Annotated in this window: 22 protein-coding genes and 1 pseudogene; 19 read left to right on the top strand and 4 right to left on the bottom strand. The window is 39.8% G+C overall.

Annotation, left to right across the window (positions count from 1 at the left end):
* The first annotated feature begins 287 nt into the window (after positions 1 to 287).
* The 9 genes from HUW48_RS07515 (at position 288) to accC (ending at position 8,393) form a co-directional block, all read left to right on the top strand.
* A complete protein-coding gene (locus tag HUW48_RS07515; RefSeq protein WP_182415088.1) occupies positions 288 to 1,733 on the top strand; it encodes a leucyl aminopeptidase family protein in 1,446 nt (481 codons plus the stop codon).
* 105 nt (positions 1,734 to 1,838) lie between these two features.
* A complete protein-coding gene (gene pdxA / locus HUW48_RS07510) occupies positions 1,839 to 2,843 on the top strand; it encodes a 4-hydroxythreonine-4-phosphate dehydrogenase PdxA (RefSeq protein ID WP_182415087.1) in 1,005 nt (334 codons plus the stop codon).
* A 77-nt stretch (positions 2,844 to 2,920) separates the two neighbouring features.
* Positions 2,921 to 3,460 (top strand): YceD family protein, encoded by a 540-nt coding sequence (locus HUW48_RS07505; RefSeq protein ID WP_182415086.1) that lies wholly within the window; start codon positions 2,921 to 2,923, stop codon positions 3,458 to 3,460.
* 39 nt (positions 3,461 to 3,499) lie between these two features.
* On the top strand, positions 3,500 to 3,685 hold the full coding sequence (gene rpmF, locus HUW48_RS07500) for a 50S ribosomal protein L32 (RefSeq protein ID WP_106928678.1): 186 nt from the start codon (positions 3,500 to 3,502) through the stop codon (positions 3,683 to 3,685).
* A 4-nt stretch (positions 3,686 to 3,689) separates the two neighbouring features.
* Positions 3,690 to 4,631: a phosphate acyltransferase PlsX gene (gene plsX, locus HUW48_RS07495; protein WP_182415085.1), complete on the top strand. Its 942-nt coding sequence runs from the start codon at positions 3,690 to 3,692 to the stop codon at positions 4,629 to 4,631.
* A 29-nt stretch (positions 4,632 to 4,660) separates the two neighbouring features.
* On the top strand, positions 4,661 to 5,659 hold the full coding sequence (locus HUW48_RS07490; RefSeq protein ID WP_182415084.1) for a beta-ketoacyl-ACP synthase III: 999 nt from the start codon (positions 4,661 to 4,663) through the stop codon (positions 5,657 to 5,659).
* 107 nt (positions 5,660 to 5,766) lie between these two features.
* Entirely contained in the window at positions 5,767 to 6,330 is a 564-nt protein-coding gene (gene efp / locus HUW48_RS07485; RefSeq protein WP_182415083.1) for an elongation factor P, read from the top strand.
* A 4-nt stretch (positions 6,331 to 6,334) separates the two neighbouring features.
* On the top strand, positions 6,335 to 6,829 hold the full coding sequence (accB, locus tag HUW48_RS07480; RefSeq protein WP_182415082.1) for an acetyl-CoA carboxylase biotin carboxyl carrier protein: 495 nt from the start codon (positions 6,335 to 6,337) through the stop codon (positions 6,827 to 6,829).
* 214 nt (positions 6,830 to 7,043) lie between these two features.
* A complete protein-coding gene (accC, locus tag HUW48_RS07475; RefSeq protein ID WP_182415081.1) occupies positions 7,044 to 8,393 on the top strand; it encodes an acetyl-CoA carboxylase biotin carboxylase subunit in 1,350 nt (449 codons plus the stop codon).
* 114 nt (positions 8,394 to 8,507) lie between these two features.
* Here accC and HUW48_RS07470 read toward each other — a convergent pair whose 3' ends face one another.
* Entirely contained in the window at positions 8,508 to 9,083 is a 576-nt protein-coding gene (locus tag HUW48_RS07470; protein WP_182415080.1) for a DUF3109 family protein, read from the bottom strand.
* Positions 9,084 to 9,241: 158 nt separating this feature from the next.
* Here HUW48_RS07470 and HUW48_RS07465 point away from each other — a divergent pair, with 158 nt between their 5' ends.
* The gene (locus HUW48_RS07465) at positions 9,242 to 9,784 is read left to right on the top strand and encodes a YfiT family bacillithiol transferase (RefSeq protein ID WP_182415079.1); all 543 of its coding nucleotides are present in this window, start codon (positions 9,242 to 9,244) and stop codon (positions 9,782 to 9,784) included.
* A gap of 40 nt (positions 9,785 to 9,824) precedes the next feature.
* On the opposite strand, the gene tsaD is transcribed toward HUW48_RS07465, so the two are convergent.
* A complete protein-coding gene (tsaD, locus tag HUW48_RS07460) occupies positions 9,825 to 10,835 on the bottom strand; it encodes a tRNA (adenosine(37)-N6)-threonylcarbamoyltransferase complex transferase subunit TsaD (RefSeq protein ID WP_182415078.1) in 1,011 nt (336 codons plus the stop codon).
* Here tsaD and HUW48_RS07455 point away from each other — a divergent pair, their 5' ends adjacent.
* The 9 genes and pseudogenes from HUW48_RS07455 (at position 10,836) to HUW48_RS07415 (ending at position 22,367) form a co-directional block, all read left to right on the top strand.
* A complete protein-coding gene (locus tag HUW48_RS07455; protein ID WP_182415077.1) occupies positions 10,836 to 15,419 on the top strand; it encodes a translocation/assembly module TamB domain-containing protein in 4,584 nt (1,527 codons plus the stop codon).
* A gap of 257 nt (positions 15,420 to 15,676) precedes the next feature.
* On the top strand, positions 15,677 to 16,576 hold the full coding sequence (locus tag HUW48_RS07450) for a cell division protein FtsX (protein WP_182415076.1): 900 nt from the start codon (positions 15,677 to 15,679) through the stop codon (positions 16,574 to 16,576).
* Between the two features lie 135 nt (positions 16,577 to 16,711).
* Positions 16,712 to 16,927 (top strand): DUF3098 domain-containing protein, encoded by a 216-nt coding sequence (locus HUW48_RS07445; RefSeq protein ID WP_182415075.1) that lies wholly within the window; start codon positions 16,712 to 16,714, stop codon positions 16,925 to 16,927.
* Positions 16,928 to 17,767: an undecaprenyl-diphosphate phosphatase gene (locus tag HUW48_RS07440; RefSeq protein ID WP_182415074.1), complete on the top strand. Its 840-nt coding sequence runs from the start codon at positions 16,928 to 16,930 to the stop codon at positions 17,765 to 17,767.
* A gap of 1 nt (position 17,768) precedes the next feature.
* The gene (gene truB, locus HUW48_RS07435; protein ID WP_182415073.1) at positions 17,769 to 18,467 is read left to right on the top strand and encodes a tRNA pseudouridine(55) synthase TruB; all 699 of its coding nucleotides are present in this window, start codon (positions 17,769 to 17,771) and stop codon (positions 18,465 to 18,467) included.
* Positions 18,451 to 19,386 carry a bifunctional riboflavin kinase/FAD synthetase gene (locus tag HUW48_RS07430; protein ID WP_182415072.1) on the top strand — a complete coding sequence of 312 codons (936 nt, stop codon included), beginning with the start codon at positions 18,451 to 18,453 and terminating at the stop codon, positions 19,384 to 19,386. Before truB ends, HUW48_RS07430 begins: the two co-directional genes overlap by 17 nt.
* A 564-nt stretch (positions 19,387 to 19,950) precedes the next feature.
* Positions 19,951 to 20,379, top strand: coding sequence for a tail fiber domain-containing protein (locus tag HUW48_RS07425; protein WP_182415071.1), 429 nt, complete (start codon positions 19,951 to 19,953; stop codon positions 20,377 to 20,379).
* A 491-nt stretch (positions 20,380 to 20,870) separates the two neighbouring features.
* A pseudogene (locus tag HUW48_RS26975) lies at positions 20,871 to 21,710 on the top strand (bestrophin family protein).
* 33 nt (positions 21,711 to 21,743) lie between these two features.
* The gene (locus HUW48_RS07415; protein ID WP_182415070.1) at positions 21,744 to 22,367 is read left to right on the top strand and encodes a carbonic anhydrase family protein; all 624 of its coding nucleotides are present in this window, start codon (positions 21,744 to 21,746) and stop codon (positions 22,365 to 22,367) included.
* Between the two features lie 61 nt (positions 22,368 to 22,428).
* Here HUW48_RS07415 and HUW48_RS07410 read toward each other — a convergent pair whose 3' ends face one another.
* Positions 22,429 to 23,277 carry an endonuclease/exonuclease/phosphatase family protein gene (locus HUW48_RS07410; RefSeq protein ID WP_182415069.1) on the bottom strand — a complete coding sequence of 283 codons (849 nt, stop codon included), beginning with the start codon at positions 23,275 to 23,277 and terminating at the stop codon, positions 22,429 to 22,431.
* Between the two features lie 331 nt (positions 23,278 to 23,608).
* The gene (locus tag HUW48_RS07405; RefSeq protein WP_246343771.1) at positions 23,609 to 24,709 is read right to left on the bottom strand and encodes an MBL fold metallo-hydrolase; all 1,101 of its coding nucleotides are present in this window, start codon (positions 24,707 to 24,709) and stop codon (positions 23,609 to 23,611) included.
* Between the last annotated feature and the right edge of the window lie 18 nt (positions 24,710 to 24,727).

Genomic DNA, 24,727 nt, shown 5'->3' with positions numbered 1-24,727 from the left:
TAAAATTTAGTGGAACGTATCAAGAACAACACTTTTCAGGAAGGCACAAAACAGATTTCGTAACCTTAGCTAAAAAATTTAAAGATTATTACCGGGAATTTAGCTTTTGAGCAAACTTTAACTGTTTACCCATTGCTTCAAACGGCGGTTTAACCAGGTTAATGCACCTAATTTCGAGAACGAATATTTATTTTACTTTGAATAACTTCCCTAATGCACCTTAACCTACAATCACCCGTAAACTTTTAAACTTTTAGTATATTGCGCACCAAAGATACGACAGAACCATGCCTACGCAACTGAAACACGACACCAAGTTAGATAAAAATAAAAGTTTGGTTTTGATCATCCACTCCGCCGAAGATTTAAGTGGCACCGATTTTACTTCGGAAGAGAATGCTTACGTAAAAGAACAAATAGGAAATAAATCTAAATTAATTACTTTAAACCGGTATTCGCGCCGTATTTATGTACTCGTAACTACGAGCAAGCCAGCATTTTATTCTTACCACGAAGAGTTGCGCAAAGCTGGTTTTAACTTACTAAAATTACTGCAAGCTGAAAAAACCGTTGACATTTACCTGTCGGATTTAACGGGTTCTAAAGCCTCTTTTTATGTAGCCGAAGGTTTGTTTCTGAGTAATTACCAATTTGATAAATATAAAACAGATAAAAGCAGTGCTTCTTCGCTCCAGAATATAATAATAACCGATAGCACCATAGCAGAAGCAGAAGTAAACGAGCTGAATAATTTACTAAATGGCGTATACTTAGCCCGCGATTTAGTAAACGAGCCGCACAACTTCCAATCAGCGGAACAGTTAGCGGAAACTATTACGGCTGTAGGCGATCATGCTGGTTTTAATACCGAAATACTGGATATTCTTAAAATACAAGCGTTAAAAATGGGAGGTTTATTGGCGGTTAATCAAGGCAGCCTCGACCCGCCCACTTTTTCTATTTTAGAATACAAACCTGAAAATGCCCGAAACGAAAAACCATATATTTTGGTCGGCAAAGGAGTAGTTTACGATACCGGCGGCTTAAGCCTAAAACCTACCCCCAACTCCATGGACATGATGAAATCGGACATGGCCGGCGCCGCCAGTGTAACTGGCATTTTGTATGCACTGGCTAAAAATCAAATTCCTTTACATGTTATAGGTTTAATTCCGGCTACCGATAATCGTCCGGGAGGACGGGCATTTGCTCCCGGCGACGTTATTACTATGCACAGTGGAGCTACCGTAGAAGTTTTAAATACCGATGCGGAAGGCCGTTTATTATTAGCAGATGCCTTACATTTTGCCAAAAAACACGAACCGGAATTAGTAATAGATATGGCTACCTTAACCGGGGCTGCTGCCCGGGCTGTGGGTCGGGAAGGAATTGTAATGATGAGTAACGCCGCCGAGGAAACCAAACAGAAATTTAAAAAGGCCGGTGAAACTACTTATGAACGACTTGTGGAACTGCCTTTGTGGGAAGAATATGCCGAACACCTTAAATCAGATATCGCAGATCTGAAAAACTTGGGTGGGCCGGAAGCTGGAGCTATTTCGGCGGGTAAATTTCTCGAATGTTTTACCTCATACCCCTGGATTCACCTGGATATTGCCGGTACCGCATTTCTTACTTCTCAGGATAATTACCGCGGTAAAAATGGTACGGGCTCGAGCGTGCGACTCATTTATCAGTTTTTAACAGAAATGATTAAGGACAATATTGATTAACCGGCAAAACGCTCAACTACATACTTTAAAGCCATTACATTCCTAAATCTGGTTTTCTAGATAAGTTATTTGAAATATCGAACCGCTTAGAACCTAAGACCTTCCATGCATAAACCAAAACTTAAAATAGGCATTACGCTAGGTGATTATAACGGCATTGGGCCAGAAGTAATTATTAAAACGCTCGCCGATGCCCGCATCTTAAATTTTTGTACTCCTATAATTTACGGTTCGGGAGCGTTAATCAATAAAACCCGTAAACTGCTGCAGGTCGAAAACTTTTCGTTTCAACAAATACGGCAAATAGGTGAATACGATCACAAGCGCGTAAATGTATTGAATTGCTGGGAAGAAGAACACGAATTAATTTTAGGAACGCCAACCCCTCAATCCGGGAAAGCTGCTTTGCAGTCTATTCAAGCGGCCAGTGCCGATTTAAAGGCCGGATTTATTGATGGTATTGTAACGGCTCCCATTGATAAAGATAACATTCAATCCGAAGAGTTTAAATTTCCGGGCCATACCGAATTTTTTACTTCTTATTTTGAAGCGCCGGAAAGCTTGATGTTTTTAGTAAGTGGTAATTTGCGGGTAGCTACTGCCACCGGGCACATTCCGGTAAAAGAAGTAGCTGCTAAACTCACTACCGAGCTGTTGCTGCAAAAACTAACTATTTTATTACAATCACTCCAAAAAGATTTTGGCATTCAAAAACCCCGGATTGCTATATTAGGCTTAAACCCGCATGCCGGCGAAAACGGATTATTGGGCACCGAAGAACAAGACATTATAATACCTGCTATTAAAACCTTAAAAGAAAGCGGCCATCTTTTATTTGGTCCTTTTCCGGCCGATGGTTTTTTCGGAACTCGCCATTACCAGCAAGTAGATGCTACTTTGGCTATGTACCACGATCAGGGCTTAATTCCTTTTAAAACTCTGGCTTTCGAAAATGGGGTGAATTTTACCGCCGGATTACCTGTTGTACGTACTTCTCCGGATCATGGCACTGCTTACAACATTGCGGGTGCGAACAAAGCTCAGGAAAGCTCTTTCCGCGAAGCACTTTTTCTGGCTATTGATATCATTAGAAAAAGAGCTACCGTATAAGCCTTAGCGGAATATTTTAATTTTTTTAATTAGAGATTAAATTACTAATTTTGCGCTTTGCAAAAAAATTGGCAGTCGTGAGAAAGATAAATGAGTTTGATATTCAAATTGCCACCCTTAGTAATAAGGTTCACGAGTACGATTTTGTTTTAGATAATAACTTTTTTGCGTTATTTGATCAAAATCTGGTGAATGGTGGTAATCTGCGGGCACATGTAATGTTAGACAAAACCGACCTTTTACTGCAATTTGAGTTTAAGATTACCGGAACGGTAAATGTAACCTGCGACCGCAGTTTAGATGAGTTTGATTATCCGGTAGAATTAGATGAATTGCTTTTGGTTCGGTATGGGGCTGTTGAAGCGGAATTAGACGATAATATTTTGCAGATACTACCGGGAACTCAGGCCATTAATATTGCGCAGCATTTGTTCGATTATATTGGTTTAGCTATCCCCATAAAAAAATTGCATCCCCGGTTCTACGAAGTAGACGAAGATCCAGACGCAGAAAACATCCTTATTTACTCCAGCGGCGGATTAAATCAGGATACAGATGACGAGGATGACGATGCAGCTGGTGACCCTCGTTGGGATGCCTTGAAAAAATTAAAATAATCTATAAGTAAAATAAATAAACAGTACAGTTTTTAGAAAATGGCACATCCTAAACGAAAGATTTCGAAAACCAGAAGAGATAAGAGAAGAACGCACTATAAATTAACTCCAAGTACACACATGGAATGTTCAAACTGTGGTTCACCGGTTCTATACCACCGCGTTTGTTCTGAATGTGGGTATTACAGAGGTAAGCAAGCTATTGAGAAAGAAGTAGCAGCCTAACCCTATGAGAATAGCCCTCGACGCAATGGGCGGTGACTTTGCTCCTGACTCTATTGTTCAAGGAGCAATTCTGGCTTCCCACGATTTACCGGAAGATGCCGAAATAGTATTGATAGGTCAGGAAGATGTAGTGCGGGAATGTTTACAAAAACACGGTGCTACCTCTTCCCGCATATCTATTGTACCTGCCAGTCAGGTTATTCAAATGGGCGAGCATCCTACTAAAGCACTTACCCAGAAACCAGATTCCAGTATTTCCAAAGGATATCAGTTGCTCAAACTGAAGCAGATTGATGCCTTTTGCAGTGCCGGAAACACGGGTGCTATGCTGGTGGGAGCTATGTTCAGCGTAAAAGCAGTAGAAGGCGTTTTTAGGCCGGCGAGTGCGGGATTCGTTCCTAAATTAGACGGTGGAACAGGCATTTTCTTGGATGTAGGGGCTAACGCGGAATGTAAACCTGAAGTTTTAGACCAATTTGGAAAATTAGGTTCCATTTATGCCCAGTATGTACTTGGTATTTCTAATCCTAAAGTTGGTTTAATGAACTTAGGCGAAGAAGAAGGCAAAGGTACAGTTACTTTGCAGGCCGCCCATCAACTACTCAAAAATAATCCTAGTCTGAATTTTATCGGCAACATTGAAGGCCGCGATTTATTCAACGATAAGGCTGATGTAATTATCTGTGATGGATTTATCGGAAACGTAATACTAAAACTATCCGAGTCCATATATGATATTTTACTGAGCAAAAACATTGTCGATCCGTATTTTGATAAATTCAATTACGAAGCAGTGGGAGGAAGCCCTATTTTAGGTATTAACGGAAATGCAATTATCGGACACGGTGTATCCAGTCCGACTGCTACCTGCAACATGTTGCATCTAGCCTACAAAATGGCTAAGTCGGGAATTACCGAACAGATTCAAAAAGAGTTCAGTACCTGATTTTTCCTTACGAACCAAGAAATCTGACTATGAGTAAAATATCTGCTGCTATTACTGGCGTAAGCGGCTACGTACCGGACTATGTTCTTACCAACCAGGAGTTGGAAACCATGGTGGAGACCAATGATGAATGGATTGTTACCCGTACCGGTATAAAGGAAAGAAGAATACTGAAAGAAGAAGGCCAAGGCACCTCGTATATTGTAAATTTTGCCGTTAGGGATTTGCTTCGAAAAACCAATACCCGTCCGGAAGAAGTTGAATTAATTATAGTTGCTACCACTACCCCCGATATGGTTTTCCCGGCAACGGCTAATTTAGTAGCAGCCGAAACCGGCTTGGTAAATGCCTTTGGGTACGATTTACAAGCAGCTTGCTCTGGTTTTTTATTTGCGCTTTCTACAGGTGCTAAATTCATTGAATCGGGCCGTTACAAAAAAATAATAATAGCCGGAGCCGATAAAATGTCTTCTATTATCAATTACGAAGACCGTACTACGTGTATTATTTTCGGCGATGGCGGTGGCGCCGTAATGCTGGAACCTAATTCAGAAGGTTTAGGAATAATAGATGAAGTGTTAAAATCGGATGGTACGGGCGCTCCTTACCTGCACATGAAGGCAGGAGGCAGCCGGCGACCAGCTACCCACGAAACAGTAGCCAATAAGGAACATTACGCCTACCAGGAAGGAACCACCGTTTTTAAATTTGCCGTAAAAGGCATGGCCGATGTAGCCGCCGAAGTAATGGACCGTAACCAATTAACTGGTGAAGACATTGCCTGGCTGGTTCCTCATCAGGCAAACAAGCGAATTATTGATGCTACTTCTGGCCGCATGAATATTGGTAGTGACAAAGTAATGATGAACATTGATCGTTATGGTAATACTACCAGTGGAACTTTGCCATTATGCTTATGGGATTATGAAAAACAACTCAAGAAAGGCGATAATATCATTTTGGCTGCTTTTGGGGGTGGTTTTACCTGGGGCGCTATTTACCTGAAGTGGGCCTACGATTCGAAATAATCATTTAAAAACGAATTAGAATAAATAAATTGAACGTAAATTAAAAGCCAAATTCAAGCTTTTTCAGAAAAGAAGATAGGCTTTTATTATTTAATATCTACTTAAAAATGGCAACTACTGCTGATTTCAAAAACGGTTTGTGCTTAGAATATAACGGTGATTTGTACATTATTACCGAATTCCAGCACGTAAAGCCAGGTAAAGGCCCAGCTTTTGTGCGGACTAAATTAAAAAATATAAAAACCGGTAAAGTTATCGATAACACCTTCAATGCTGGAGTTAAAGTTACTACGGCCCGAGTAGAACAACGTCCGCACCAGTTTTTGTACAAAGATGATATGGGATACACATTCATGGACACCAACACCTTTGAACAAGTAATTCTGGAGGAAAAAATGGTACCCTTTGCCGATTTGTTAAAAGATGGCCAGGAAGTAACTATTCTGTTTCATGCCGAAACGGAAACCCCGCTTACCTGTGAAATACCTCCTTTTGTGGAGTTAATGATTACTTATACGGAGCCGGGCATTAAAGGCGATACTGCTACTAATGCTTCTAAAGCCGCTATTGTGGAAACTGGCGCTACCATTCAGGTACCTCTCTTTATCAACCAGGATGAGTTGATTAAAGTAGATACCCGCACTTACACGTATGCAGAACGAGTAAAATAAATCTATGAAAGCCAAAGAACTTCAGGAACTGATTGACTTTATTGCAAAGTCAGGTTTAAATAAAGTAGATATTGAAACCGAAGAATTTAAGATTTCGGTAAAGCGTGAACCCGATTCTCCCAAAGTGCATTATTTGCCGGAACCAACCCGACCAGCGGTTTCAGCGGCACCCGCCACTCCATCTACACCAGCAAGTGTTCCAGCTAACCCGACACCTGTCAGTGCTCCTGCCGCGGCAACTACTAGTACCGAATCGAATTATTTAACGATAAAATCACCCATGATCGGAACATTTTATCGTTCTTCTAGTCCGGAATCCGACTTTTTTGTAAACGTAGGAGACGTTATTGCAAAAGGTGATGTGATTTGCATTATCGAAGCCATGAAGTTATTTAATGAGATTGAAGCGGAATTTGGCGGTAAGGTGGTAAAAGTATTGGTAGAAAATGCGTCACCAGTTGAATACGATCAACCTTTATTCCTGATAGATCCATCATAAACTAATTATGAATTAAATTTAGAAATTAGGAAAGATTTTGTCTTCGTAGTTTCTAATTTGGCAATTGCTTGAAAGGTACGTCCGATTATTTGTAACCCTATTATAGTGGATAATAAGAGGTAATTTAGTACCGTAAATAAGAACTTAAAAATTCAGCTTTTGCGTCAGTTTTAATTTCTAATTCATAATTTCTAATTCATAATTTAATAAAACTGTGTTTAAGAAAATTCTGGTTGCTAATCGCGGTGAAATTGCATTACGTATTATTCGTACCTGCAAAGAAATGGGCATTAAAACGGTAGCGGTTTATTCTACCGCCGATAAAGAAAGCCTGCACGTACGATTCGCGGACGAAGCCGTGTGTATTGGCCCGCCTTCCAGTACCTTATCGTATTTAAATATTCCTAATATTATCTCGGCTGCCGAAATTACCAATGCCGATGCTATTCACCCGGGTTACGGTTTTTTATCGGAGAATGCCGAATTTTCGCGCATCTGCCATGAAAATGGGATTAAGTTTATTGGCGCAACGCCAGCCATGATTAACGCCATGGGCGATAAATCTTCGGCCAAATCTACCATGAAAAAAGCGGGTGTTCCTACCATTCCGGGTTCCGAAGGATTGTTAAAATCGGTAGAAGAAGGTATAAAACTAGCCCATAAAATAAAATATCCGGTTATTATTAAAGCTACTGCCGGTGGTGGTGGGCGTGGTATGCGGATTATCAATAACGATGATGAATTTGAAAAAGCCTGGAACAGCGCGCGTACTGAAGCAAAAGCAGCTTTTGGCGACGATGGCATGTACCTGGAAAAGTTTGTAGAAGAGCCGCGTCATATTGAAATTCAATTAGTAGGCGATCAATTCGGAAAAGTATGCCACCTATCGGAGCGTGATTGTTCTATTCAGCGACGTCATCAGAAATTAATAGAAGAAACACCCTCTCCCTTTATTGATGAGAAGCTTCGGGAAGCAATGGGAAATGCCGCTATAGCAGGAGCATCTGCCATTAGTTACGAAGGCGTTGGCACCATTGAATTTCTGGTAGATAAGCACAAGAATTTTTACTTCATGGAAATGAACACCCGCATACAGGTGGAGCACCCCATTACCGAAGAAGTAATTAATTACGATTTAATCAAAGAGCAAATAAAAGTAGCTGCCGGAGTTCCTATTTCCGGAAAAAATTATTATCCGCAAATGCACGCCATTGAATGCCGCATTAACGCCGAAGATCCGATAAATGGTTTCAGACCGGCTCCGGGTAAAATTACCACTCTTCATATTCCGGGGGGGCATGGCGTGCGGGTAGATACGCATGTTTACGCTGGTTACACCATTCCGCCCAATTACGATTCGATGATTGCCAAGTTAATTGTTACGGCACAAACCCGTGAAGAGGCTATTGTAAAGATGAAGCGGGCGTTGAGTGAATTTGTAGTGGAAGGCGTAAAAACAACTATTCCTTTCCATTTAAAAATGATGGACGACGAAAACTTTAAAACAGGTAACTTTACCACTAAATACCTGGATACCTACGATTTTAGTAAACTAGCAGAATAATTACAGCTGATATACCTTTAAGCTTATAAAGTAAAAAGCCCGGTTTAAACCGGGCTTTTTACTTTATACATTGTTCGTCTTAAAATTTCTTTTCAAACCAGGCAAAATTAATTACTAAACGGCTTCTTCCTCCCCGGCCACAAGTTCTTCTAATTGATTATACCAATCTTCGCCGTATTTACGAATTAAAGGTTCTTTCAAAAATTGATAGACACGAACACCCAAATCCTGGCCAAAGCTGCAAGCGGCATTACAAATCTGCCATTTATCATAGTTTAATGCTTCAAAACCGTCGTATTTAGTAATTCGGATTGGGTATAAATGGCAGGAAATGGGCTTTCGCCAACTTATTTTCCCATCTAGGTAAGCTTGTTCAATCCCACACTTTAAAGTTAGATTATCGTCGTAAATGGCATAGGCACATTCGCGGTTACCTATAGTGGTGGTAGAAAAATCGTCTTCCCAATCTTTAATGTATAATCCTTGTTCAGCAATAGCTTTTTGTCCTTCCAGCGAAAGGTAAGGTTTAATAACTTCGTAATTTTCAGCTAAAATTTTTAGTTCTTCTTCTTCTAAAGGTGCGCCTAAATCTCCTTCTACGCAGCAGGCACCTTTACATTTCTCTAAATTACAGACAAAAAACTTGTCTTTTAAATCGTCGCTGATAACGGTATGCTCCAGAATAATCATTGTAAATGTATTTATCAAAAATACAAAGTTGCTACCTTTTTAGTTCGACTGCAATTTTTCGGCTAGCTTTTACCAATAACTTAACACACGTAAAGAAGATTGCTATTGTAAAGGATTTTTCTCTAATTGTTCAGCAATCAGCTTGTTTAATTAAGTTTATGGAAAGTAAAAACTTAGAATCGCTCCGGTACCCCATTGGTATTTACACGCCGAAACCAAACGTACCGATCGAAGAACTAAAAAAGTATATACAAGATATTACGCATTTACCCGCCCAATTGCGTAAAGCTGTTAAAGATTTAAGCGAGAAAGAATTAGACACTCCTTATCGGCCGGGAGGTTGGACAGTACGCCAAACCGTAAACCACATAGCAGATAGCCATATTAATAGCTATACGCGATTTAAGTTAGCTCTTACCGAAGATAAACCTGTTATTAAAACCTACGAAGAACACCTTTGGGCAGAACTAGAAGACGGTAAGTATGCACCTGTAAATATGTCTCTGCTCTTATTGGAAGCTTTGCATTTACGTTGGGTAATGCTACTGGAATCGCTTACCCCGGAGCAATGGCAGCGAGTATTTGTACACCCCACCTTAGGCGAAGTAAATTTAAGTAACGCTGTTGGCTTATATTCGTGGCACGGCCAACACCACGTAGCCCATATTACAGAATTAAGAAAACGAAATTTCGACCGTTAACTATTAAAAGGCAAAGGTCTAAAGCTAAAAAATTTACTTTTTACAGTTTTAAACGAGGTTCGGGGCTGGCGTATTGTGTGGTAAAGTCGCCTTGCAAATACTTGTAGTGCGCCGTTATCGCAATCATGGCAGCATTATCGGTACAGTACTCAAAAGCGGGGATGTAAACGTTCCACTTATAACGGGCGGCGCTTTCGATCATAGCCTTTCGCAAACCCGAATTTGCCGAAACGCCTCCCGCAATGGCTATCTCCCGGATTCCGGTATCTTTTGCGGCTTGTTTTAATTTTAAAAGTAAGGTTTGAATCAATGCTTTTTGAATGCTGGCACAAATATCCGCCAGATTTTCGGCAATAAAGTCTGGATATTGAGTTGTATTTTCCCGGAGGAAGTACAAAATAGAAGTTTTAATGCCGCTAAACGAAAAATCATAATCCGGCATATTAACAATGGGGAAAGTGAAGCGATCGGGGTTCCCAGTTGCCGCCGTGCGGTCCAGGAGCGGGCCTCCCGGATAAGGTAACCCAAGAAGTTTAGCCGATTTATCAAAAGCTTCGCCTACGGCATCGTCGGTGGTTTGGCCTAATACCTGCATGTCCAGGTAATCTTTTACCAATACAATTTGGGTGTGGCCACCACTTACCGTAAGGCACAGAAAAGGAAAAGAAGGTTTAGGATCATCGATAAAATGGGCCAGAATATGGGCCTGCATGTGATTTACCTCAATCAAAGGTAGATTTAAGCCTAAGGCAAATGATTTAGCAAATGAACAGCCAACCAGCAAGGCTCCCAATAAACCCGGACCACGGGTAAAGGCTACCGCATCTAAATCACTTTTTGTTATCTTTGCCGTAAGTAAAGCCTGCGACACAACAGGAATTATATTTTGTTGATGTGCCCGGGAAGCTAATTCCGGCACAACGCCGCCGTACTGTTTATGAACTTCCTGAGTGGCTACTATGTTGGCTACCACTTTACCGTGGCGGATAACAGCCGCTGAGGTATCGTCGCAGGAAGATTCAATTGCTAATATTGTAGGACCCAAAACCATTTGGAAAACGAAATAAATAATAAGTGGACTGGTGTATTTAAAACTACTCTCCGAATAGTTATCGGCCTGTTTTTATTCATTTTTTTACTTTTAGCTGGTTTAATTCTCGCCTTACGGCAACCTTCCATTCAAACCAGCGTGGTGCAAAAAGCCTCTACCTTTCTCTCGTCTAAAATAGGACACCAGGTAACCATTGGACGAGTGGATATTCGGTTTTTCAACAAAGTTATACTGGAAAAAGTAAAAGTTCTTGATCGGAAGAAAGAAGAATTATTTTATATCGGTGAAGCTGAGGCTAGTTTAAGCGGATTTTCTTTAAGTAACTACCGTAAATTAACCATTGAACAACTAAAGTTAGTTGATCCGCATGCCGCATTTATCCGATATAAAACGGCCGATTCGATGAATTTAAGCGTTTTTTTGGCTTCCATAAAAAAATTAATTAAATCTGATACTACCAAAACTGCCAAAGCTAAATTTGATTTTAAAATAAATTCCCTAGCTATTCAAAACGGCCATTTTCGCTACGAAAATCAAAAACGGGAGCCGGTTACTTTTGGTATGGATTACCAGCACCTGGATATTGATAGCATTAACGTAAAAATATCGGACATTGCTTTTTTAGGAGATACCATACAAACCCGCATCACCGACCTGCAAGCCCACGAGCATAAATCTAACGCTAATCTTAAAAATTTAGATGCACGCATGGTTTACGCGCCCACCTTTTGGGAATTTGCAGAATTAGATTTACGCCTAAATAACAGCAACCTGCGCCATTATGTCCGTTTTGATTATAAACGTTTCTGGAACTTTATTTCTTTTAACGATAGTGTTCAGGTAACCACAGCCCTCGATTCTTCGGCCATATTTTCAGATGATATTGCCATATTTGCGCCGCAATTAAAAGACTGGAACGAAAAAATTCTTATTTCCGGCGAAGCCAAAGGTTTTGTTAAACGTTTTAACGCTAAAAACATTGACCTTTATTACGGCGAAAAAACGCACATTGTCGGAAATTTAAGTGCCGATGGCTTGCCGCGTTATAAAGAAACCTTTGCGGATATAAAACTAAAACCTTCGGTAATACTAGCCCGGGATCTGAAAAAATTTATTCCAGCTAAAAATTATGCCTTGGTCGAGCGTTTGGGAACGGTAAAGTTAGAAGGCGATTTTTTAGGTTTTTATTCTGATTTTGTAGCGCATGGTTCTTTCGCTACAGCCTTAGGCAAGGTAGTGTCGGATATCAATCTTAAAATAAATAAAAATCCAGACTTATCTACCTACACGGGTTATCTTAAAACCGACAAGTTTGCTTTAGGCAAATTCATTGGAGATCCGCGAACCTTACAAGCTATCACAATGAATGGCAAAGTAAAAGGCACCGGTTTTAACCTGGCTTCTGCCCGTTTAAATTTAGATGCCACCATTCAATCGGTGGGGATATTAGGGTATAACTACCGGAACATTACTATTGATGCCACCTTAAGTCAGAAGTTAGTAGCCGGTAAACTTAAAATATACGATCCCAACGTCGAACTTTCGGCCGAAGGAACAATTAATTTAAGCCAGGCAAGTCCCACATTTGACTTAACTAGTAATATAAACCGGGCCAACCTGCAGGCTTTGAAGCTTCTAAACAAGAACTTTGTTCTACAAACCAATACTGATTTAAACTTTACCGGTTTAACCTTAGATGATTTACTGGGACAGGCTACTTTCCAAAACACAACCCTTACTTACGGTCAGGAAATTATTAATTTTGATTCGGTTGCCATTAAATCTGCCCGAACAAATGGCCAACGTTCTATCGATGTAAGCAGCAATATTCTGGATTTTTCGGCTACAGGCAATTTTGAGGTTTCCCGGTTTATAGCTGATTTTTCTACGTTTGTGCGGGAAGATATTTTAAGTTTTAAAAGCAACCAATCGGCTACTGAAACTTATTACCGTCAGAAAAAGACCTATACCGGTCCGGATTATGAATTAGGTTTAATCTTCCGTTTTAAGAAAGGCAACCCATTTCTAAAAGCATATGTACCAGAGCTATACCTGGCAGAGAACACTCTTTTTACAGGTAATTTCCGGCAAGGTCCCAACTCTATTTTTAACTTATACAGCCATCTAGATACCCTTATTTACGGTAAATACCGGTTTTACAATAACGATTTTGAGATTAATAATTCTAAGTTACAAACCAGTCCAACGGTATTAGCCGGCGTAGTTTTTTCTTCGCGGAACCAGCAGTTTGCGGCAGCGGCTCCCTCCGAGAACTTGTTTGTGGAAGGCATCTGGAACGACAGCACCATTAATTTTTCAACTAATATAGCGCAAACGGGTAGTAGCAATAAAGCTACCGTAACGGGTAATATTAGTTTTCCGCCGGATAAAGTTCAAATTGTTTTAGATCAATCCCAGATTAACATTTTGGGTAAACAATGGAACATCCGACCTAACAATAGCATTTTGATTGGCGGCGCCGGCAAAGAAATTGAAGTAAACGGCCTGGAATTGTTTTACGGGAACCAGAGTGTTAATGTAACCGGGCAGGCTTCGCGTCATCCGGAGAAAGAATTAGTAATGGAAGTAAAAAACTTTCAGCTCGAAAATTTGGTTCCGCTCCTAAATCAGCAAATCTATGGCGTTTTAAATGCCCGGGCATCGGCTTCCAACTTATTTAATAAATCCATTATCCTCAGTAAACTTACCGTCGACTCCTTGCGTCTGGATACTATTTATATCGGTGAAATTAGTGGTTTCACCGATTGGGACAAGAATGAAGATAAGATTAAAGTAGATTTAGGAGTTTTCAGAAGTAATATGCGGGTAGTATCTGTTACCGGCGATTACAATCCGCAATCTGAAGATAACCCGCTTAATCTTTTAGCGGTAATGGACGAAGCACCCATTAAACTGGTTGAGCCTTTATTAAAAACCTTATTTTCCGATTTATCGGGGATTATGGAAGGCAGGGTACAAATAAATGGCCGCCTGAACGGGCCGGTTCTCGTAGGTTCGGCGTTTGTGACCAACGGCCGTTTTCGGGTAAATTATTTAAATACCTATTATTCTTTTAGCGACCGAATTTACTTTACCGATAAAGACATTGCTTTCCGAAATATTAGAGTCCGGGATATGTTTAATAACTCGGCCACTATAGCTGGTATTATCCAACACCAGGGATTCCAGAACATGGAACTAAATTTAAAAGGCGATTTTCGGAAGTTTATGGTATTAAATACCACCCGGGCCGAAAACTCGCTTTACTACGGTACTGCAATTGCCACAGGTACGGCTAGCTTAACCGGAACTCCGTCCAATTTATTTATTACGGTAAATGCCCGCAGCGAAGGCGGTACCAAAATGTCGATTCCATTGGATGGCCAGCAAGAAGCCAAACGACAAAGTTATATTCAGTTTGTTAATCACAAGCAGAAGGATTCGGTAGCGACTGATTCTACGGTGGATGTTCCACGGGTAGATTTAGCTGGTATTAACCTTAATTTTAACTTAGGTATTACCGACGATGCAGAACTAGAAATAATTTTCGATGAAGAAACCGGTGATATTGTGCGTGGATCGGGTAATGGTCGTATTAATTTAAATATTGATACCCGCGGCGAATTTACCATGGATGGCCAAGTGGAGATTGTGAAGGGCTATTATAATTTTACCTTGTATAATATAATCCGGAAAGGCTTTAATATTAGACCAGGCGGCACCATTACCTGGAATGGCGACCCTTATGCCGGCATTATGGACCTTACCGCTACTTACACCCAACGAATTGTTTTACCTACCAGTATTACTCAGGAACAAAGTAACATCCGGTACCCGGTTACGGCAGTTATGGACTTAGAAGGCAAATTACTCGCGCCCGAAATTAAGTTGAACCTGGAATTTGAAGATACTCCCTCCACCTTAGAAACCCAGATAAACGCTTACCTGGCCGATATCCGCAACAATCAGGACGAATTAAACCGCCAAGTCTTTAATTTACTAATATTAAAACGTTTATCCGACCCAAGTAATACCGCTCAAGCTACCGTTGGTACTCAAGTAGATAATGCCCTGGGCTTAACCAGCAGCTTGAGTCAGGCTCTATCGAACCAACTTGGCAACTTAATCTCCCAACTAGATAGTAATTTAGAAATTGATATAGGGCTGGATGGCTTTTCTAACCAACAGATAAACGATTTACAACTTCGGTTGAGCTATTCCTTGTTTAAAGGCAGATTACGCCTAAGCCACGAAGGTGGATTACCAGGTAGTAATAATTACGCTAGCAATCCGAGTAACCCGAACTACACCCCAACTGGAGCCGAAGTGCCAGGATCGTGGCGGGCGGATGTTTATTTGCGGGCTGACGGAAAACTTCGTTTAAAATTAGAGTATAACATAACTCCGTACTCCTATTCTACTAGCCTGGGCCAGACTTCGGTGAGTAGTTTACGAGGCAGTATTTTACACACCGAGCGCTTTGATACCTTCTCGGAATTATTTGCCCGCCGTAAAATGCGCCGCCGCGATCGTAAAGCCACCGAAAAAATAATTATCGATTCCGACGAACGAGTAGGGCTTTAGCAGGTACCATTTACCATTTACCAATTACCATTTACCAATTACCTAGTACAATTTTTCAATCTTTATCTACTGATTAACAATGGTCTGATAGTAATAAAATTTTACTGAATCCTATTTATGATAAATGGAAAATGGTAAATGGCACCTGGTAAATGGTAAATGGTAAATGGTAAATGGTAAATGGTAAATGGTAAATGGAAACTGCTAAATGTTGAAATCTGAAGTATTTATTCTTAATTTTGCGGGGCAAAAGAATTATGGCAAAACACCCTAATAAACCTACCCGCAAAAAGAAGCTTGGCAGTTACCCGCACGCCATGGTTATTTTTACCATTACCCTGGCTCTTTTTGTAATTGGCTTATTCAGCACCTTGCTTATTCACGCGAGTAAATTATCTGATGTGGTTAAGCAAAGTATTGAAGTACAAGTTTATCTGGATTTTGATTTAACGCAAACGCAACTGACCCGCCTTAAAAACACCTTTTCGCAAAAAGAATACATTGCTTATTTAAACCAAATACCCCAAGTACGTTTCTTTTCGAAAGAAGAAGGTGCTAAAGAATTTATTCAAGAAAGCGGCGAAGATTTTATGGCTTTTTTGGGGGATAATCCCTTACGAGATGCTTATATCATCAACATCAATCCCGACTTTGCCGATTCAGAACACCTGAAAAAAATAAAAGCCGAACTAGAGGAAATAGATGGGGTATACGAAGTGCAATATGTAGCCAGCCTGATTGATTCTATAAATCAAAATCTTAAAAAAATCAGCATTATTCTGCTCAGCTTTGCGGGTATTCTGGTGTTGGTGGTAGTTATTTTAATTAATAATACCATAAAGCTGGCCATGTTTTCGCAACGATTCTTAATTAGGAGCATGCAATTGGTGGGAGCTACTGCCGGTTTTATTCAACGGCCGTTTATGAACCGGGCTGTATTACAAGGTTTTATCAGCGGTTTGCTCGCTTCGGGTATGTTGTTTGGTTTGTTAAGTTATGCCTATTACCAGATTAATGAGCTTTATTTACTGCGCGACGAAACCCAATTAATTATTCTGGCGGTTTTGCTGGTGATTCTGGGCATGGTAATTGGGTTTATCAGCTCCTTTCGGGCCGTTCGGAAATACATGCATTTATCCTTGGATGAACTTTATTAATTTTCAGATGCTAGATACCAGACCTTAATTTCTAGACCCAATTACTATTTTTTTAAATTAAACTAAAGTTTATTCTACTAAAATATAACCACAAAAATCTAATGTCTAATAGCTAATAGCTTGCGTCTAAATAGTATGGAAAATAAAAATGAGTTTGCCTTCGGCAGAAAGAATTACCTTTTATTGATTGTGGGTTTAGTAGTTTTAGCTATTGGATTTATTATCATGACCTTGGATACTGAACCTTACGGCGAAGGATTTTTGGGCATTACTTTAGGTCCCATCATTTTAGTAATCGGATTTATTATTGAGTTTTTTGCTATTATGGTGAAAGACCGTAAAAAAGCATAAATGAGTTTCTGGCACGCAATTATTCTGGCTATTGTAGAAGGCCTCACTGAGTTTTTACCCGTATCTTCTACCGGCCACATGATCATCGTTTCAAGTTTGATGGGCATTAATACTTCGGAGTTTACCAAAATGTTTACGGTAAATATTCAATTCGGGGCTATCTTATCAGTATTTGTTCTTTACCGCAAACGTTTTTTTCAATCCTTCGATTTTTATAAAAAACTGCTTATTGCATTTATTCCGGCAATAGTTATTGGTGCGTTGCTCAACGATGTAATTGATGCTATGCTGGAGAGTGTAGTTACAGTTGCTATTTCCCTGGTGTTAGGCGGTATAGTTTTACTATTCGTAGATAAATGGTTTAACAACGATCCGACGCACAGTACTCCTTCTACCAGGCAAGCTTTTGTAATTGGATTAGCGCAATGCCTTGCTATGATTCCGGGAGTTTCCCGGTCGGCGGCTTCTATAATTGGCGGTTTGGCGCAAGGCATTTCCCGGAAAGCAGCCGCCGAATTTTCCTTTTTTCTCGCTATTCCTACCATGTTGGCGGCAGCCAGTTATAAGTTTATCACTGATTTTTTACACCTGGATATTAAAGACGATATTCTTAAAATGAATACTACCAAAATTCAGGCAAGTCTGAACCAGTTATCGGCCCACGACTTACAGATTATCTTAGTAGGTAACCTGGTAGCTTTTGTGGTGGCAATGTTTGCCATTAAGTTTTTTATTAATTTTTTAACGAAATACGGGTTTAAGTTTTTTGGCATTTACCGCATTATTGTAGGCGTATTGCTGCTGGTATTTTTATTTTTTGGAATGGATTTGAGTGTATAGCATGCGGGAATATGATTTTGAAACAGGCGAAATTCTTTTATTAGACAAACCACTGCACTGGACTTCTTTTGATGTGGTGAAAAAAGTACGGAATCTGCTCCGGGTAAAAAAAATCGGTCACGCCGGTACTTTAGATCCTTTAGCTTCCGGCTTATTAATTTTATGCACCGGAAAATACACCAAAAAGATAGAAGAAATTCAAGCGCAGGAGAAAGAATATACCGGCCATTTTACTATTGGTAAAACCACCCCTTCTTTTGACTTAGAAACCGAAGTAGACCAGGTTTGCGATTACCAACAACTCACCGAACAAGATATAAGGGCAGCAGCAGCTACTTTTGTTGGGCAAATCAATCAGGTACCGCCTTTGTTCTCGGCCGTAAAAATTAATGGGGAACGGGCTTATACCCTGGCGCGCCGGGGCGAAGAAGCAGAAATTAAAGCCAAGCCCATTCACATCTACGCTTTTGAAATTACTAAATTAGAACTACCCCTGGTACATTTTCGGGTAGTTTGCTCTAAAGGCACGTACATTCGCAGCCTGGCCCGGGACTTTGGTCAGCAATTAGGGTGTGGCGCGCACTTATCCCAATTAATTCGTACCCGCATTGGAGAGTACAGTTTAGAACAAGCCCTCACGATAGCTGACATCCAGGCTATTCGCAAGTACCAACAAGAGCAACATGCAGGTAATTCGTAGCCTTTCGGAGTTTCCGGAATTAAGCCGGGCAGTAGTTACCAGTGGTACCTTCGATGGAGTGCATATAGGCCACCAAAAAATTTTACAGCGTTTAATTCAAATTGCCCAGCAAACCAACGGGCAAAGTGTGGTTATTACGTATTGGCCTCATCCGCGCCTGGTCTTACATCCCGAAACGCAAAATCTACATTTACTTTCCACCATTGAAGAGCGTATTGAGCAACTGGCCGTTTTTGGTATTGATTATTTGCTTATAATTCCGTTTACGCGGGAGTTTGCCAGCCTCGACTCTGAGCAGTTTATCACCGATATTTTAATAAAAACCATCCACACTAAAAAGCTGGTTATTGGCTACGATCACCGATTCGGTCGTAACCGTATGGGTAGTTTTGAATATTTGCGCCAGCATGCTCCCGAATTAGGTTTTGAAGTAGAAGAAATTCCTCGCCAGGATATTGATCATATGGCGGTAAGCTCTACTAAAATCCGGGTTGCCCTGGAGAATGGGGAAGTTAAGATTGCCAATACTTATTTGGGACGTTCTTATTCATTAAGGGGTACGGTAGTAAAAGGTAAGCAACTGGGTCGTACTTTAGGATATCCTACTGCCAACCTCGACGTTTCGGATCAGCATAAACTAATACCCAAACAGGGCATTTACACGGTAAAAGTTAAAATACAGCAACAAGTATGGGGCGGCATGCTGAGTATTGGTACCAACCCTACTGTAGGTGGCACGCAACAAACTATAGAAGTAAATATTTTTGACTTTGAAGGAGATTTATACGGTCAGGAAATTACTTTATTGTTCGTAGACCGCATACGGGATGAAGAAAACTATGCCAGTTTAGAAGAATTAATTTCACAATTGCACCGCGATAAAGAAACTGCCTTACACACCTTAAATCACGGCCTCTAACCTTTCCATAATCTTTTTAGAACTCTCTCCTATTTTACCAAGCTCAACTTAAAGTTAGTTTAACTTCTACCCTCAAGAATAAATCATTTAATCTGTAAATTTCTTATAAGCTGATTATTGCCTTGTTCTTAGGTCTAAAAAAGCAAACTCCTCGCCTTATAAACTTAGAAAAATATTGCTTTTTAATTTAGATATAAGAGTTAGCCCAAATAATGCTTTTTAGTGAAATTATGGGCAAAGCACCTTAATATTTAAGGGTGTTTTACCGATTTTACAAGGACAAGAACGCTCAACACCTATAAAGTTTAGTCACTTTCAAAAAACTTAAATAAATCCTAATCTATTTATCATCTTTTAAGGTTAGGTTTATTACAAATTTTACAAAAACAGTAATCTTACTTAATGCGTATTAAAAATTGTTTAATAAAACAGCTTTTAGTTTAGAACAACAATTTATTTTTTTAAACTTTAATCTAATTTTAATGTAGATTTAATTTTCTTTTAACTCGTTATTATTTTATTTGTGTTATTAAATAAATGGTTTTACTTAAATAGATAAATAAAATGAAGATAGATGGAAAGAGAGTAATAGCAATTGCCATAGTGGCATTTTTTAGTAGTATATCCTTTAGCTTTGCGCAACAGGTACCAGAACAGGATTTGAAAAAAAATGTAATTCCTATTTTAAACGGACTGGCTTACGTGCAGCAATTAGAGCCTAAAATGTATCAATACGACACCCGAAAATTTAATAAATTAAACCTACCTAGTGGTCAGCAATTTGGCTTTTTAGCCGATGAGGTACAAAAAGTATTGCCGGAGTTAGTAAGTTCCGAATCGCAGTCGTACATGGTGGGTAAAAACACCTATCGGAATTCGACCCTTAAAAATACGGATTTAGAAAGTATGATTCCGCTATTGGTGGCAGCCATTAAAGAACAACAAAAACAGATTGATGAATTAAAACGTCAATTAGAGGCAAGTGCTAAATAACTTTATTTAAATAACCTATAAATGGGTTATTAAGATTATCCTATAGAAAGCTTTTAGGCTGCGCTCAACTTAAAAAAGTTGAGCGTAACTTAAAAGCTTTTTTATTAAAAGAGACCAAGCACCCCGTTTGCTATTTTAAACGCTACTTAGATTATTTTTACGTATATGCTGCTAGGCGAAATTATTTTATTTATTAAAATAATTCCCTGTTTAATCCTCGCTTAAATCCCCCTAACTAATTAAAATTCTAGTTTTTCCTGCATATAGCCCCTCAAATTACCTTAAAGTAATTTTTGCTTGAACTGCTTTTCGAGCAACTAAACTGGGGTATTTTTTCGTAGGTACAAACCAGTGCTAGCCTCGTATTTTAATTTAAAACAACTATTAATTCTTCTTGCACCAGAAGTATTTAATAAAACATTCTTATGCTGATTGAAAAGAGAATTCCTTTTCAGTATTTATTTAATAAAATCAAGTAAGATGTTTTACGCTTGTTTTTCGTCTCCTTATTCTTCCAGATAGTTAAATATTTTTTTGCTGATTATCTTCCTTCCACACCCATCGCTCTTGCCTCTATTTGGGGTATGTCTATTTCCCTGATTCTGGCCTTTAAGTTAAATCACTCGTACGATCGGTGGTGGGAAGCCCGTAAAATTTGGGGCTCAATTGTAAACGATTCCCAAACTTTAGTTTTACAAGTAAAAGGTTTGGCGGATGAAAGTAGGTTTACCTAAGTAAAAAGCGTTTTAAAACAAATGGCCTTTCGTCAGATTGGTTGGTGTTATAGTTTGGGTAAGTCTTTACGGGGCCTTAATTCGCTAGCGGATGTAGATTAATTTATTTCTACGGATGAAAAAGCTTTTGTTCAATCGCAAACAAACAAACCTTTAGCTTTGTTAATGGGACACGTAAACGATATAAAATTGCTACAGCAAAATCAAGCTATTCATATCTACCAACAAGTTCAACTAGACCAAACCCTGGTACGACTCTGCGAATCAATGGGGCGAGCCGAAAGAATTAAGAATACGGTGTTTCCGGTTACTTACCGGATTTTAGTTCACCTTTTTATCTACCTATTTCTTATTACCTTATCGTTGGGTTTGGTGGAAACCATTGGGTTCTATGAAATGCCATATTTAATTGTGATTGCTTCTACTTTCTTTTTATTAGAACAAACGGCTACTTACCTGCAGGATCCTTTCGTTAACAGACCTACCGATACTCCTGTAACTGCTATTGCCCGGAATATAGAAATCAATATAAAACAACTATTACAGGAGCCTTCGGTTCCGGCACCCGCCGCTCCCGAAGAGTTTTACCTGATGTAAAATTTTGAAAACGCAAGGATTCTCAAACAAACCATGAAAACTCAAACCAAAGAATCGCAAAGCAACTTAACGCCCGATGAAGTCTTACGGATTTTAAAAGAAGGCAACTTGCGGTTTATAAACAACCTGAAAGCCAACCGCAATTTACTACAACAGGTAAACGAAACTTCGGAAGGTCAATTTCCTTTTGCGGCTATTTTAAGTTGCATCGATTCCCGAACTTCGGCCGAATTAATTTTTGACAATGGCCTAGGCGATATATTCAGCATCCGGATTGCCGGTAATATCCTAAACGAAGACATACTCGGGAGTATGGAATTTGCCTGCCGGGTGGCTGGTTCTAAACTGATATTAGTTTTAGGACATACCCGCTGCGGTGCTATTACGGGCGCATGTAACCATATTGAAATGGGCCATTTAACCACATTACTTAAAAAAATAGAGCCGGCCATTGAACTGGAAACACAAACTACCAGCAACAGAACCGGCGCAAATGAGGCCTTCGTACAAAATGTAACCAATAACAATATTTTTCTGACCATTAACCGCATCCGAAAAGAAAGCAGCATTTTGGCTGAACTCGAACAAGCTGGCCAGATAAAAATAGTAGGCGGATTATACGACGTAGAAACCGGTAAAGTAATTTTTTACGAATAATTTTCGCCTACTCCACTTTATTTTGTAATGCCAAACTGAGATTTCAATTAACAAAAAAATTTTATTTTCCTCCAGTGCTCAATTCTACTAAAACCGGGAAATGGTCCGACGGAAATTTACCGTGATAGGTATCTGTTAAAAGCCCCCATTTCTGCGCTTTAAAATCTTTGGTAGTGAAAACATGATCAATAATCTCATTACCATCAAGCTTTTTACCAAAAGCGTTAAACGAGGCATTAACGGCATACGGGTTTTTAACTTGTTTATAGGTATCGAAAAGTAAACCGGAGTTGGCTACTGCCTGGTACCATTCGCTGGTATGGTCGCCGTTAAAATCGCCGGTTAAAACTACGGGTTCCTGGCCGGCAATTTCTTTAATTTTACTGAGTATCAATTTACTGCTTTCTTTGCGGGCCTGTACGCCCTGGTGGTCGTAATGCACGTTAAAAAAGTAAAATTTCTTCTTGGTTTGCCCATCCTGTAAATAAACCCAGGAACATATACGATTGCAACAGGTAGCATCCCAACCCAGCGAAGGTTTATCCGGAGTTTGCGATAACCAGAAATCACCTTTCTTAAGCAATTTAAAGCGATCTTTCTTAAAGAAAATAGCCGAATGTTCTCCTTTCTCCTGCCCATCGTCGCGGCCTTTGCCGTAACGTTCGTACGACGGCAAAGCCTTACTAATATCATCTAATTGGTTTTTCAAACCTTCCTGGGTGCCAAAAATATCATAATCATGGAAACGTAATAAACTGGCTACGACTGGTGCCCGGTCTACCCATAAATTACCTACATCATTTGGATTATCGTACCGGATATTAAAAGTTCCTACAGTGAGTTGCTGCGCCCGGAGCAGTACCGGCAAACTACATAGCACAAACAGAATAAACAGAATACGGTGTTTCATCAGAGGTTTTCCTTTGGTAAAAAGTAAATTTTCTTAAATATATTATTTAAATTTTTACCTGTGGTTATCTCATTTTAAATCTATCCGCTTCAGAAGGTATGTTTAGACCGTAAAATTTAAAGAAAGCCTGAAAATGATAGAAAAAGTATATCCCAATCTTCTGGTCGAAGAATTACAAGGCGGTAACAAATAATTAGGTTGAAAATATAAGAAAGCAAAGAATACAGCCGCTAATTTAATAACAAGATGTTAGAGGCGGCTTAAAATAAAAGTAAACAGATAGTAGTTTAAGCTATTCTAGAAGAGCTTAAGAGTTACTAAATTAGTAAAATCAATCCGCCATAGTAAGTGGGCCGGGTTCAGTTACTAACTTAGAGGGCATACTAGCCACTTTTTCCCACCAGCGGGTAAAAGATTTTGTTTCTTTCAAAGGTACCGCTTCGCCAATCATAGGGTGAAGCAGGGGCATTTGCCGGCGTTGGGCTTCGGCGGTTACCCGAATAATAGGTTCATCCCAGGCGTGCAAGGCCAAAGAAAACTTGGCCCAATGAACCGGAAATAATTTGGTACTGCCCAAATCCTGCGCTGCTTGTACTACTTCTTCGGGCATCATGTGAATGTATTTCCAATACGCATTGTATTGTCCGCACTCCAGAATTGCCAGATCAAAAGGGCCATACGTGTCGCCAATTGTTTTAAAGTGCGTATCATAACCCGAATCGCCACCGATAAAGATTTTCATACTGGGCGTTTTTAGCACAAACGAAGTCCATAAAGATTGATTTCTTTTTAACCCTCTCCCCGAAAAATGCCGACCCGGTGTGGTATAGACCATAAATCCGTCTTCCAGTGGTACTTCTTCGTTCCAGTCTTTTTCTATAATGCGGTCGGGTGCATAGCCCCAGTACTCCAGGTGGGCCCCGGTGCCCAGTCCGGTAATTACTTTTATTACTTTTGGCTTCAACTTTAGCACTGTTTCATAATCCAGATGGTCCCAGTGATCGTGCGAAATTAGCAGATAATCGATATCCGGAATATCATCTACTGTGTACACGTCGCTACCCTTAAAACTAGGAGTGGTAAACTTAACCGGGGAGGCACTACCGCTAAAAATGGGATCTACCAGAATTCTTTTGCCGTCGAGCTGAATAAAATAAGAAGAATGCCCAAACCAAACAAGTACGTCTTGGTCTTGGGGTAAATTTAGTAAATCTGTTTTCTGGGAAGGCAAAACAGTTGCCGGCACATTGCGGCTGCTTTTATTAAAGAAGAATTCTTTCATTACCCGGTAATAAGAGGCTCCTTCGGCTAAATCAGGGGTGTAACTCAGGTTCTGAAACTTACCCTCTTTGAAATGAGGAGATTGTTTAATTCCTTCCAGGCGGGCGCCGGATGCGTGTTTACCGAATTTAGGATGTTGTAGAAAGAGCACGACACTTAACGTTAAGGT

It is taken from the genome of Adhaeribacter radiodurans, assembly GCF_014075995.1.
GTDB lineage: Bacteria > Bacteroidota > Bacteroidia > Cytophagales > Hymenobacteraceae > Adhaeribacter > Adhaeribacter radiodurans.
The sequence above is the reverse complement of the archived record's forward strand: the minus strand, read 5'-3'. Positions and strand labels throughout refer to the sequence as shown.